General features: G+C 35.4%; 10 protein-coding genes, 1 pseudogene and 1 other annotated feature. Of the genes and pseudogenes, 8 read left to right on the top strand and 3 right to left on the bottom strand.

Features of this window, described 5'->3' with window-relative positions; all coding sequences use genetic code 11:
- Positions 1–18: 18 nt before the first annotated feature.
- From aspA to JFU20_RS06240, 5 genes are all read left to right on the top strand, one after another.
- Positions 19–1,458, top strand: a complete 1,440-nt coding sequence (gene aspA, locus JFU20_RS06260; protein WP_002012229.1) for an aspartate ammonia-lyase — start codon at positions 19–21, stop codon at positions 1,456–1,458.
- Positions 1,459–1,532: 74 nt separating this feature from the next.
- A complete protein-coding gene (malS, locus tag JFU20_RS06255; RefSeq protein WP_050000287.1) occupies positions 1,533–3,245 on the top strand; it encodes an oxaloacetate-decarboxylating malate dehydrogenase in 1,713 nt (570 codons plus the stop codon).
- 64 nt (positions 3,246–3,309) lie between these two features.
- Complete coding sequence (locus tag JFU20_RS06250; RefSeq protein ID WP_088292916.1) at positions 3,310–4,608, top strand: ATP-binding protein; 1,299 nt, start codon at positions 3,310–3,312, stop codon at positions 4,606–4,608.
- 2 nt (positions 4,609–4,610) lie between these two features.
- Positions 4,611–5,543 carry a response regulator gene (locus JFU20_RS06245; RefSeq protein ID WP_201039217.1) on the top strand — a complete coding sequence of 311 codons (933 nt, stop codon included), beginning with the start codon at positions 4,611–4,613 and terminating at the stop codon, positions 5,541–5,543.
- 119 nt (positions 5,544–5,662) lie between these two features.
- Positions 5,663–8,869 (top strand): DEAD/DEAH box helicase, encoded by a 3,207-nt coding sequence (locus JFU20_RS06240; protein WP_201038478.1) that lies wholly within the window; start codon positions 5,663–5,665, stop codon positions 8,867–8,869.
- 135 nt (positions 8,870–9,004) lie between these two features.
- Here the strand turns inward: JFU20_RS06240 and JFU20_RS06235 are convergent, their stop codons facing one another.
- A complete protein-coding gene (locus JFU20_RS06235) occupies positions 9,005–9,136 on the bottom strand; it encodes a DUF3934 family protein (RefSeq protein ID WP_000047589.1) in 132 nt (43 codons plus the stop codon).
- 408 nt (positions 9,137–9,544) lie between these two features.
- Positions 9,545–9,804, top strand: a binding site (T-box leader).
- 70 nt (positions 9,805–9,874) lie between these two features.
- Between JFU20_RS06235 and asnA the strand changes: the two genes are divergently transcribed.
- Both asnA and JFU20_RS06225 read left to right on the top strand, forming a co-directional pair.
- The gene (gene asnA / locus JFU20_RS06230; protein WP_201038477.1) at positions 9,875–10,858 is read left to right on the top strand and encodes an aspartate--ammonia ligase; all 984 of its coding nucleotides are present in this window, start codon (positions 9,875–9,877) and stop codon (positions 10,856–10,858) included.
- A 144-nt stretch (positions 10,859–11,002) separates the two neighbouring features.
- Entirely contained in the window at positions 11,003–11,443 is a 441-nt protein-coding gene (locus tag JFU20_RS06225; RefSeq protein WP_201038476.1) for a helix-turn-helix domain-containing protein, read from the top strand.
- 399 nt (positions 11,444–11,842) lie between these two features.
- On the opposite strand, the pseudogene JFU20_RS06220 reads toward JFU20_RS06225, so the two are convergent.
- Positions 11,843–12,010, bottom strand: a pseudogene (locus JFU20_RS06220) (transposase); the annotation flags it as partial.
- A 251-nt stretch (positions 12,011–12,261) separates the two neighbouring features.
- On the opposite strand from JFU20_RS06220, the gene JFU20_RS06215 reads away from it, so the two are divergent.
- Complete coding sequence (locus JFU20_RS06215; RefSeq protein WP_033717956.1) at positions 12,262–12,969, top strand: IS6 family transposase; 708 nt, start codon at positions 12,262–12,264, stop codon at positions 12,967–12,969.
- Between the two features lie 243 nt (positions 12,970–13,212).
- Here the strand turns inward: JFU20_RS06215 and JFU20_RS06210 are convergent, their stop codons facing one another.
- A complete protein-coding gene (locus JFU20_RS06210; RefSeq protein ID WP_000717614.1) occupies positions 13,213–13,515 on the bottom strand; it encodes a hypothetical protein in 303 nt (100 codons plus the stop codon).
- Between the last annotated feature and the right edge of the window lie 353 nt (positions 13,516–13,868).

Below are 13,868 nucleotides of genomic sequence, written 5' to 3'. Positions count from 1 at the left end.
GTTAAGGAGTGAGTAATCATGGCAACATTAACTGAAGTTAAAAATGGAGTACGAATTGAAAAAGATTTTTTAGGTGAAAAAGAAGTACCAAATTATGCGTACTACGGTGTACAAACAATGCGTGCAGTAGAGAATTTCCCGATTACAGGATACAAAGTTCATGAAGGTTTAATTAAAGCGTTAGCAATTGTAAAAAAAGCGGCAGCACTTGCTAATGCAGATGTAGGAAGATTGGAATTGAAAAAGGGTGGTGCTATCGCAGAAGCATCACAAGAAATCCTTGAGGGGAAATGGCATGATCATTTCATCGTTGATCCAATTCAGGGCGGTGCAGGAACTTCAATGAATATGAACGCAAATGAAGTCATTGCCAATCGTGCCCTTGAATTATTAGGAATGGAAAAGGGAGACTATGATTATATTAGTCCAAACAGTCATGTAAATATGGCACAATCAACAAACGATGCATTCCCAACAGCGATTCATATTGCAACATTAAATGCATTAGAAGGCTTATTACAAACAATGGGTTATATGCATGATGTATTTGAATTAAAAGCAGAACAGTTCGATCATGTTATTAAAATGGGTCGTACACATTTACAAGATGCTGTGCCAATTCGTCTTGGACAAGAATTTAAAGCATACTCCCGCGTACTTGAACGTGACATGAAACGTATCAAGCAATCACGTCAACATTTATATGAAGTAAATATGGGAGCAACTGCAGTTGGTACAGGCTTAAATGCAGATCCAGAATATATTGAAGCAGTTGTAAAACATTTAGCTACAATTAGTGAACTACCACTTGTTGGTGCAGAAGATTTAGTAGATGCAACTCAAAATACGGATGCGTACACTGAAGTATCTGCAGCACTTAAAGTATGTATGATGAACATGTCTAAAATTGCGAACGACCTTCGTCTAATGGCATCAGGTCCACGCGTTGGATTAGCGGAAATTATGCTACCAGCTCGTCAACCAGGTTCATCTATTATGCCAGGGAAAGTAAACCCTGTTATGCCAGAAGTAATTAATCAAATTGCGTTCCAAGTAATTGGTAACGACCATACAATTTGCCTTGCTTCAGAAGCAGGACAATTAGAATTAAATGTTATGGAACCAGTACTTGTTTTCAACTTACTTCAATCTATTAGCATTATGAATAACGGTTTCCGTGCCTTTACAGATAATTGCTTAAAAGGAATTGAAGCGAATGAAGATCGCTTAAAAGAGTACGTTGAGAAGAGTGTAGGAATTATTACAGCCGTGAACCCTCATATCGGCTATGAAGCAGCAGCTCGCGTTGCGAAAGAAGCAATTGCGACAGGGCAATCCGTTCGAGAACTATGTGTGAAAAATGGTGTATTGTCACAAGAAGAATTAGAGTTAATTCTAGATCCATTCGAAATGACACACCCAGGGATTGCAGGAGCAACTCTTTTAAAGAAAAATTAAAAGAAGAGGGGGACAATCCCCTCTTTTTTGTTTACAATATAGAAATGCTATATATGAATAGAGGTAGGGATGTTATGAGTAAGTTTACAGTGGCTTCTAATGGTGCATTAGAAACAACATTAAGAGGAGCAGAAGTATTATCAACACCACTTTTAAATAAAGGGGTAGCTTTCACACAAGAAGAAAGAGAAGAGTTAGGTTTAAAAGGGTTATTACCGCCAGCGGTTTTAACGTTAGAAGAACAAGCACGCCGAGCGTATGAACAATTTAGTTCTCAGCCGGATGATTTATTAAAGAATGTATACTTAACAGCGTTACATGATCGAAATGAAGTGTTATTTTATCGTATTTTAACAGAGCATTTACGTGAAATGTTACCGATTGTATATACACCAACTGTAGGTGTAGCAATTCAAAGATATAGTCATGAATACCGTAAACCACGTGGCATTTATTTATCAATTAACGATCCATCAGGTATTGAAGATGCATTTGCAAATATCGGTGCAACAGCTGAAAACATTGATTTAGTCGTTGTAACGGATGGAGAAGGTATATTAGGAATTGGTGATTGGGGTGTTGGTGGAATTAACATCGCAATCGGGAAATTGGCTGTATATACGGCCGCAGTTGGAATCGATCCTAGCCGTGTATTACCGGTAATTTTAGATGTAGGTACAAATCGTGAGGAATTATTAAACAATCCATTTTATATTGGAAATCGTCACCCTCGTATAACAGGTGGAGCTTACGATGAATTTATTGATACGTTTGTTCAAGCGGTAAATAAACAATTCCCGAAAGCACTTCTACATTGGGAAGACTTCAGTTCTCGAAATGCACGAAAAATTTTAGATAAATATCGTCATGACGTTTGTACATTTAATGATGATATTCAAGGTACAGGGGCAGTTTCACTTGCTGCTGTATTATCGGCAGTAAAAGCTTCTGGTGTACCGTTAAGTGAACACCGTGTAGTTGTGTTTGGTGCTGGTACGGCTGGAATCGGTATCGCAGATCAAGTAAGAGATGCAATGGTTCGTGTCGGCTTATCAGACGAAGAATCACATAATCGTTTCTGGTGTATTGACCGTAATGGGTTGGTTACAGATAATATGGAAGATCTTCTTGATTTCCAAATTCCATATGCAAGAAAAGAAGCTGAAGTAAGTGATTGGAAACAAAATGATGCTATCGGACTTGCTGAAGTTGTGAAACATGTAAAACCGACAATTTTAATTGGTACATCTACTGTTGCAGGCGCATTTAAAGAGGAAATTATTAAAGAAATGGCTTCTCACGTAGAAAGACCAATCATTTTACCAATGTCGAATCCAACGCCACTTGCTGAAGCGAAACCAGCAGATTTAATCGAGTGGACAGAAGGAAAAGCATTAGTTGCAACAGGAAGTCCGTTTGAACCGGTTACATATAACGGTGTAACGTATGTGATTGGACAGTCAAATAACGCACTTATTTTCCCAGGACTAGGTCTTGGTACAATTGTTGTTCGTGCAAGCGTCATGACGGATGGAATGTTCGCAGCAGCAGCAGAAGCAGTTGCAAGTATGGTAGATACAAGTCAGCCAGGAGCGCCTATTTTGCCAGAAGTTGAAGAGTTACGTAATATCTCTGAACTGGTTGCGATTGAAGTAGCGAAAGTTGCAGTTGCAGAAGGTGTTGCTAGAGAGAACTTAAGTGATGACGATATTAAGATTGCAGTAAAAGAAGCAATATGGGAACCGGAGTATCGCCAAATAAAAGCGGTAGAAAAGGTTAGAATATAGAAATAAAGCCCGTTTATAATTATAAGCGGGCTTTCACTTTTACAATTGAAAAAAAGCATAGGAAGTGGCACCTTTGAATTGGAATCAATTATGGAAGAAAGATATGTATCTTTTAATTATATTAATGGTTGTTGTTCCGATTGCTGGAGAGCTGAATTTTCATCCTTTTAATGATATGTTTCGTGTTAGTTTCGGGACACCGCTTTTCTTCTTTTTATTACTATTTTTAAGAAGAGTGCCAGCAGCTGCTGCAGGTATTCTTGTAGGTATATCTGTAGTCTTATTTCGTGTATGTCTTGACTGGGTATTGCAAGGTTCATTCCATATGACAGAATCATTTTATTTGCGTTATCCTGTGTTCTTTTATTATTTTATTTATGGAAGTCTTTTTTCGCTTTGTAGGGTGAATAAGTTTCATCAGAAGCCAATTGTGATAGGATGTCTTGGAATTACAATTGAAATTATCGCAAGTATGTCTGAACTTGCGTTTTATCATATGTTAGTGCTGGGGACAACGATAACAGTTTCTGAAGTGAATAAACTAATTATTATTGCTATTTTTCGTAGTTTCTTTGCGCTTGGTTTTTTAAATATGATGAACTTGTATGAAACAAAATTAAAAGAATCACAAGTGCGAAAAGAAAATGAAAAAATGTTGCTGCATCTTTCTAACTTATATGTGGAATCTGTTCATTTGAAAAAAACGTTACAAAATGCGGAGTTAATTACACAAACAGCGTATCAATTATATCGGAATTTACAAGCGAACGATGATTCGAGTAGTAAAACAGCATTGAAAATAGCGGGAGAAGTACATGAAATAAAAAAGGATAATCAAAGGATTTTTGCAGGGTTATCTAAACTGTTATTAGATAAAAATGTGGCTGAGTATGTAGAAGGACATGAGCTTGCGGAAATGATTGTGAGAATAAATGAGAAGTACGCTGAAATGTTGGGAAAAGATATACGTTTTTCTAAACATATAGAAGGTGAGCATGCAGAATATCATGTGTATACGGTCTTATCAATTTTTAATAATTTAGTTGCAAATGCAGTTGAAGCAATTGCGGATAATGGCGTTATTATTATTAAGTTATATAAACTTGATAAACATATATTCTTTGAAGTAATTGATGATGGACCTGGTATTGCACAAAAATATAAGAAATTAGTATTTAAGCCTGGATTTACTTCAAAGTATGATCAAACGGGAACACCATCAACAGGAATTGGACTTTCTTACATAAACGAAATGGTAACAGAGCTCGGAGGAGAAGTAAGATTGGAAGACCTGGAAACTGGTGAAGGGTGTAAGTTTGTCGTTTGTTTACCGGAGTGCAGTTTAAAGCGGGAAGGAGAATGAAGTTGTTTTATTATATCGTAGATGATGATGAAGTTTTCCGCTCCATGCTTTCACAAATTATTGAAGATGGCGATCTTGGAGAAGTAATTGGAGAGTCGGAAGATGGAGCTTTTATTGAAGCAGATCAACTAAATTTTAAAAAAGTAGATATTTTATTTATTGATTTATTAATGCCAATGCGAGATGGGATTGAAACAGTTCGCCATATTGCATCCTCTTTTACAGGGAAAATCATCATGATTTCTCAAGTTGAATCGAAACAGCTTATTGGTGAGGCGTATACACTTGGTGTTGAATATTATATTACAAAACCATTAAATAAAATTGAAGTTGTGTCTGTTGTACGTAAAGTAATGGAACGTATTCGTTTAGAGCGCTCTATACATGATATTCAAAAATCATTGAATAACGTTTTTAAGTGGGAACAGCCGCAAGTTCGAAATGAGCCAATGCAAGAAGGAAAAAGAATAGCGGATTCAGGGCGCTATTTATTATCAGAACTCGGTATTGCAGGAGAGAATGGAAGTAAAGATTTACTTAGTATGCTGGAATATTTATATGGACAAGAAAAAGCACAAACATTTGAATTTGGATTTCCTGCGTTAAAAGATATTTTCCATCATATTACAATAAGGAAATTAGGGGATATAGCTTTAGATACGGATATTGATAAAGAGAAAAAAGCATCTGAGCAAAGGGTAAGAAGGGCGATTTATCAATCGTTAAATCACTTAGCTTCCCTTGGGTTAACAGACTTTTCAAATCCGAAATTTGAAAGCTATGCTCCGAAATTTTTTGATTTTACTATAGTTAGAAAACGGATGACAGAAATGACAAAAGATGAAGTAGCGACTTCTGGTCATATACGAATTAATACGAAGAAATTTATTCAAGTGTTGTATTTTGAGGCGAAACGGTTGATGGAGATAGAGTGAAAAAAGATGCTTATAAGTAAGCATCTTTTTTTATTAAATCTACATTTTATATTTTCTCGTAGAGCATGTAAAATGTTAGTTAAGAGAAACTGGTTTTAAATTAAGGAAGTGTCAAAACAATGGGTTTTACATTAAACAAATCGATTATTAAAGAAGTATGCGGAGAAACCTCATATAAAAGAGGCGAAGCTTATTATAAATCAAATAAAGTAATAATAAATCATTATGATGAGAATAAAGAAATTTGCGAGGCGACGGTAAAAGGGAACGAAGATTTTCATGTTACAGTAGAAAAAGCTAAAAAAGGTGATGTTGTTGCGAAATGTAGTTGTCCTTCATTAGCGTCTTTTCAAACGTACTGTCAACATGTTGCGGCAGTATTGATACAAATAAATTATAATCAGCAAACCGGTGGAATGTTGCCTATTAGTAGCGGAAACATGAGCAAAAATGAACGCTTAACAAGCGGGATGTTTCAGTTGTTTGCAGAACAACCACTGAGGCCAAAAAGTAAACAACACCGTTTTGATACACGTGAAATACTGCATGTTGAATTTATATGTACGCCAGTAGTTACGAAGAATGGTGGGGCACTGCTAGGTATTCAGTTTAAACTCGCCAAGATGTATTTTGTAAATCATATTAGAGAATTTCTTTCCAATGTGGAGAAAAGAGAGTCCTATAATTGTTCGAATGAATTTACATATACACCGGATGTACATAGCTTTAAGCAAGAAACGGATGCGATTATTCAGCAGCTCATTAAAATTTATCATAATGAAAAAATGTATGAGGATACACTGGAAGTACATGCAAAACAAGATGATAGTATGATTTTAATACCACCAGCTTCATGGAAGGATATGCTTTCTTTACTTTCTAAAGTTGAGTTTGTGGGACTTAATCAAGATGGAAAATCTTTTCACGGTTTACAAATTTCAAAAGGGCTACTTCCTTTACATTTTGAGTTTAATAAAGGGAGTAACGGTGGGTTTACACTTTATATTGACGGCTTACAACAAGTAGAAGTAATGGATACGTATAGTTATGCTCTATTTGGAGGGAAACTGTATCAGTTGAACGCTGAGGATTGTAAGCGGCTTATCGAATTACAAAAAATGATGAATCGTTCTAGTAGTAACCAATTGTATATTCCAGCAGATAAGATGGAACACTTTGTAGCAAAAGTTGTACCAGGGTTAATGAAGCTTGGTACTGTGCGAATTGATGAAGTAATATCAGATCGTGTTGAAACGCCTTCGCTAAAAGCAAAATTGTATTTAGATCGAGTGAAAAATCGTTTGTTAGCAGGTCTCGAATTTCATTATGGAAACGTCGTGATTAATCCGTTAGAAGAGGATGGGCAGCCATCTGTTTTTAATCGTGATGAGAAAAAGGAAAAAGAGATTTTAGACATTATGAGTGACAGTGCCTTCGCGAAAACGGAAGGCGGTTATTTTATGCATAATGAAGAAGCTGAGTATAACTTTTTATATCATGCTGTTCCAACGTTAAAAGGTTTAGTTGATATTTATGCGACGTCAGCAATCAAATTACGAATTCATAAGGGAGACACAGCTCCTCTTATAAGAGTTAGAAGGAAAGAGAGAATTGATTGGTTATCATTCCGCTTTGATATAAAAGGTATTCCAGAGGCAGAAATTAAAGGGGTATTAGTCGCTCTTGAGGAGAAACGAAAATATTATCGTTTAGCAAGTGGTGCTCTACTATCACTTGAGAGTAAAGAGTTTAATGATATTAATCAGTTTATAAAAGAATCTAGTATTCGAAAAGAATTTTTAAAGGGCGAAGAAATAGAGGTCCCTCTTATTCGTAGTGTGAAATGGATGAATTCACTGCAAGAAGGAAACGTATTAAGTTTAGATGAGTCCGTTCAAGAATTGGTAGAGAACATTCAAAACCCTAAAAAGCTGAAGTTTGCGGTGCCAAGTGGCTTAGATGCGATAATGAGAGAGTATCAAACATACGGATTCCAGTGGATGAAAACACTTGCCTATTATCGTTTTGGCGGCATTTTAGCTGATGATATGGGACTGGGGAAAACGTTGCAAAGTATTGCTTTTATAGACTCTGTTTTGCCGGAAATTCGAGAGAAGAAACTGCCTATATTAGTTGTTTCTCCGTCGTCCCTCGTTTACAACTGGCTTAGCGAGTTAAAAAAATTCGCTCCACATATTAGAGCAGTTATTGCCGATGGAAATCAAGCAGAGCGCCGAAAAATTTTAAAAGATATAACGAAATTTGATGTTGTCATTACGTCATATCCTTTACTACGAAGAGATATAAGATTATATGCAAGGCCATTTCATACGTTATTTCTTGATGAAGCACAAGCGTTTAAAAATCATACGACGCAAACTGCGAAGGCAGTAAAAACGATTCAAGCAGAGTACCGTTTTGGATTAACGGGAACACCTGTAGAGAATTCATTAGAAGAGCTATGGTCTATCTTCCACGTCGTCTTCCCAGAATTATTACCGGGAAGAAAAGAGTTCGGTGATTTAAGACGTGAAGATATTGCGAAGCGGGTAAAACCTTTCGTGTTAAGAAGGTTAAAGGGTGATGTATTACACGAACTCCCAGAAAAAATTGAGCACTTACAATCATCAGAACTTTTACCAGATCAAAAGAGGCTTTACGCAGCTTATTTAGCAAAGTTAAGAGAAGAAACGTTAAAACATTTGGATAAAGATACGTTACGTAAAAATAAAATTCGGGTTTTAGCTGGTTTAACGAGACTACGGCAAATTTGTTGTCATCCTGCTTTGTTTGTTGATGACTATAAAGGTAGTTCAGCTAAATTTGATCAGCTTCTAGAAATTTTGGAGGAATGCAGAAGTACAGGGAAGAGAATTCTTATCTTTTCCCAATTTACGAAGATGCTTTCGATAATCGGACGTGAATTAAATCGTCAAGCAGTTCCATACTTTTATTTAGACGGGAGTACACCAGCGCAAGAACGTGTAGAGCTATGCAATCGGTTTAACGAAGGAGAAGGGGATCTATTTCTTATTTCGTTAAAAGCTGGTGGCACAGGACTAAATTTAACAGGTGCAGATACAGTTATATTGTACGACTTGTGGTGGAATCCAGCTGTTGAACAACAAGCTGCGGATAGAGCGTATCGAATGGGACAAAAAAATACAGTGCAAGTGATTAAGTTAGTAGCACATGGAACAATTGAAGAAAAAATGCACGAGTTACAAGAGAGTAAGAAAAATTTAATCGCTGAAATTATCGAACCGGGAGAAGAGAAGTTATCTTCTATTACGGAGGAAGAAATCCGCGATATTCTTATGATTTAATATGGAAAAAGCTATGCTTTCATAGAGATGAAAGCATAGCTTTTTTGTTGTAATAATTATATTTTGTTTTGTACAAAGTAAAGAGATAAAGTGAAACTTTAAATAGTGGGAGTTGTTCGTCTCCCACTATTTATTTTATTTCTTTGTACCTTTACTTTTGTATGGTTTTGCAGCTTTCTTTTTCGCACTTGATTGCCAACGGTTCCATCCTTTACTTCCTGTACCTTGTCCTACACCTTTTTTCGGTTTTGCTTTCGTTTTACTCATATGATCACTCCGTTATATAAAAAATCTGATTTGATAATAGCCAATGTTTTAGAAAAATACTATCGATAAATGACTATGCTTGCTTTAAATAAAAACAAACTGCTTGAATGCTATAGTATATCATGAAATTGCGAGTAAACTGAAAGGAATTATAAAGAAAATGAAAATAATAAGAAATACTGCGGATTCTATATTTCGAACAATCACACTAGTTGTTGTATATATGTTAGTTTCAATTAGTGAAATGTTTTTTGGATTGAAGAGACAAAGGAAATAAAAATGTTATATTAAGAACAATCGGTAAAGGCATAAAATAAAGAATTGAAAAATTTTTTGAAACTTTTTGTTGACTTTATCTATTTTTTGTATAGAATAATCATTAATAAAATGTTTCAGAGATGTGACAATAAAACGACTATGAAAGGACGAGTAGTAGTAGGATGTAGTTTAAGCGAGTCAGGGGCGGTGTGAGCCTGATACGAAGCCTATTATGAAGAACCTCCTGGAGTCGCTAACCGAAATCCTTTATAGGAAAGTAGACTTAGCCGGGAACTTCGCCGTTACAAGAAGAACAGTATCGAGATTTTTTAATCTCCGTACTGTATAAGTGAGCAACCTCTGTTGCTAATTTGGGTGGTACCGCGGAACCAAAGTCTTTCGTCCCAGTTTTTTGGGAAAGAAGGGCTTTTTTTGTTGGCTTCTTTTCACAACATCCAAACATTTTAGGAGGAAACCACCATGTATCAATCATTAATGACAGTAAGAGAGACTCAAATCGCAATTAAGGAAGTTAAAACATTTTTCGAGGATCAATTAGCAAAACGACTTGAACTATTCCGCGTATCTGCACCATTATTCGTAACGAAAAAATCAGGATTAAACGATCACTTAAACGGTGTAGAACGCCCAATTGAATTTGATATGTTACATTCAGGAGAAGAATTAGAAATTGTGCATTCACTAGCGAAGTGGAAAAGATCCGCATTACATGAATATGGATATGAAGCTGGTGAAGGTTTATATACAAACATGAACGCGATTCGTCGTGATGAAGAACTTGATGCAACGCATTCCATTTATGTTGACCAATGGGATTGGGAAAAAATCGTTCAAAAAGAATGGCGTACTATCGATTATTTACAAAAAACAGTACAAACAATTTATGGAATATTCAAAGAATTGGAAGATCACTTATTTGAAAAGTATCCGTTCCTTGGAAAGTATTTACCAGAAGAAATTGTTTTCATCACTTCTCAAGAACTGGAAGATAAGTATCCAGAATTAACACCGAAAGATCGTGAACATGCAATTGCGAAAGAACATGGTGCAGTCTTTATTATTGGAATTGGTGATGCACTCCGTTCAGGTGAAAAGCATGATGGACGCGCAGCAGATTATGATGATTGGAAATTAAACGGTGACATTTTATTCTGGCACCCAGTATTACAAGCTTCATTCGAATTATCATCAATGGGAATTCGTGTTGATAGTAAAGCACTTGACGAACAATTAACGAAAACGGGTGAAGACTTCAAACGTGAGTATGATTTCCATAAAGGTATATTAGAAGACGTACTACCATTAACAATTGGTGGTGGTATCGGCCAATCAAGAATGTGTATGTACTTCTTACGTAAAGCACATATCGGTGAAGTTCAATCTTCTGTATGGCCTGACGATTTACGTGAAGCTTGCAAGAAAGAAAACATTCATTTGTTTTAATAGAAATATGAGGGAGAGTGGCTCGAAAATAGAGTTACTCTCCCTTTTTTATTGTGTAAACTGCTGGTTTACAGTGAGTGTTACTAATAGTTTCTTTCTTTTTCATCTCCTTTTATGTAATAATTTGTTAAAGGAGGGGACGTTATGAACTTAGGAGCACAGCTAAAAAAACTACGAGAGTCAAAGGGTTTTTCGCAAGAGGATGTTGCAAAGAAAATCGGTGTAACTAGGCAAGCGGTGTATAAGTGGGAAAATGATAAAAGTTACCCTGACATTGATAATTTAATTTTATTGAGCGAAATGTACAACGTTACGCTCGATGAATTAATAAAAGGGAATCAAAACTTTAAAGAGAAAATACATATTGATGAAGAAGATGAGGATTTTGAGAAAGAGAATGAGTTTGGCTTTTATATTGGATTTGGTTTGCTAATTATGAGTGCTTTCATTGATTACGAAGGAATTCAAGAGATTTTATTAGGGGCTGCGCTATTCATGATGGTCTTTTATTCCGACGTGAAGAAAGTTATTTTGAATGAATTTCGCTCGTTATTTAAAGGAAAAGATATATATGATAAGAAGTGAGAAGAGCCCGTTATATTTCCTAGGAAAAGGTATTGCGAATAATTTAATTATTTTATAACGATTTTTAGATATAGGTAATATGTTTAAAAGCTGTTTGTATAGAGTCTTGAAATCTATGTGTAAAATGATAATAAAGTTATTTAATGTAGTGTAGTGCTATCCTAAGGAAAAGTAAAAAATCCCTTTTAGTAATAGCACTATTTTTATACCGTAAACAGTTGTTTTCTATCTTTTAAAACACGTACAGGGGTCACTATACATGCTCATCAACTTAAGTAATTTGCGCACCAAAACGGATAAATTCGGCTTTTAATTGTTAGAAATTATATTTGGTCATTTTAAGATTTCCGATAGCCTAAAAAATATAAAAGATTAAATAATAGTAATCCTCCAGCAATGTACCATATGCGGTTGAAGAGACGTTAAGCAAGTAGAACCAAAATTTTATCATTTTTCTTTCCCGAACTTACATGAACATGTAAGAATTGACCACTAAGCAAATCTGTAATCTAATTGAATTTTCACACCAGCACTATGACCACTACCTCCTGAACCTTGATATGTAGAAGGGGTACCACCACATCGCCATCAACTTAAGCATTTAGGCTATTTTTAAAGTTAAAAGCACGTTACTATTCTTTTATATTAACGAGAAAGAGTGACGTACTTTTTATGCATAATTTCAGTGTACACAATGACATTATTTTTTGCACCAGAACCAAAATAGGTTCTGGTGCAAAAACTCTAAAGCTCTTGCCAGTAATCTCCTAAACTTGGACATACTGATAGTATTACTCTAAAAAAGGTGTGTGATCGGTATGGAAAAGAGAAATTTGTTCAAATGGAAGCATTATCAGCCGGAACTAATCTTATTAACAGTAAGGTGGTACCTAAGGTACAATTTGAGCTTCCGTAACCTGGTGGAAATGATGGAGGAAAGAGGATTATCCATTGCTCACACAACGATTATGCGCTGGGTTCATCAATATGGACCTCAACTAGAAGAGAAAGTACGACATCATCTAAAATCAACAAATGATTCATGGAGAGTCGATGAAACCTATATTAAAGTAAAAGGGCAATGGATGTATTTATATCGTGCCGTTGATTCAGAAGGGAATACCATTGATTTTTATCTAAGTAAATCAAGAGATAAACAAGCCGCCAAGTGTTTTTTCAAGAAAGCCCTGACTTTTTCGTACGTTTCTAAACCTCGCGTGATAACAATAGATAAGAACCCTGCCTATCCTGTAGCAATTCAAGCGTTGAAAGAAGAAAAACATATGCCTGAAGGCATAAAGCTAAGACAAGTTAGATATCTCAATAATATAGTGGAACAAGATCATCGTTTTATTAAGAAACGTGTGCATCCTATGTTGGGGTTTAAGTCATTTAAAACTGCAACTTCTATATTGAGTGGTGTTGAAGCCATGCATATGATTAAAAAAGAACAGATTGATTTACGGGACCAGTCTGTCCAAAATCAGAAAGAATTCATCCATCAATTGTTTGGGCTAACAGCATAAAATACAATTCCGCTCGAAATATATGCGCTATATTCTCTTTTATTTTATCTTTGCACCAGAACCCAAAAAATAACCGTAGATGGTAGCACGAACACTGTTCTTGTTATAATTAATTTTTTTCAGAACGTCTATAATCCTCTTTTAAAAAATATATGTAAATATAATAAAAAACGAATGATTAATAGAAATATTCTACGCCACTCGTTTTTTATCGGACTTCTTTTTACTGTACTTTTATTTTCTTTATGAGTTATTAGAAAAATAATTGTCTATATAAGTCTTTATTTTTTCAAAATCCTTTTCCATAAATAAGATTGCTGGTACTTCAATTATTGGAAGATTATTTTCATTATCAAAAGGTGGACACGGTTTGGGAACTACCAAATAGTCAACTGAGTTTTTATCCCTAATATAATTAATTGAAACATCATAATACTTAGAAAAATATTCCTTCAAATCATCCTGATTCCTTAAAAATGGTAGAGAAAATATTGAACCATAATTTATACCAGCGTCGACAATTAATACAAAGCATATTTTTTTCATGATACACCCTCCTCGTATAATAAGTTTTAAGTTAATAACTGTTCCTTGAAAATTAAATAGTTTTTATCTTCAAGAGCTACATCAAAAAAATGATGTATGGGTAAAATTTAGTCTTGGATACTGGGGGATTTCCCTAGATAATGGAAGTATGGAAATGGATCCATCGGGAATATGCTTACTCCTCCTGTAGTTCGACCACGTTAAAAGACTGTGACCCAGACCAAAATGCACTGCATACGCACAAGCTGTATCGGTTTCCTTCACTTACCTCTCATAGTGGTGGGAGGGCAGCTTAGGTGAAGGCAATCATTGAATACTCATACGCGAGGTTGTGGCTATGTTTTGGACTCTAG

It is taken from the genome of Bacillus sp. TH30 (assembly GCF_016650875.1).
Classification (GTDB): Bacteria; Bacillota; Bacilli; order Bacillales; family Bacillaceae_G; genus Bacillus_A; species Bacillus_A mycoides.
This window is presented reverse-complemented; position numbering and strand designations above follow the sequence as displayed.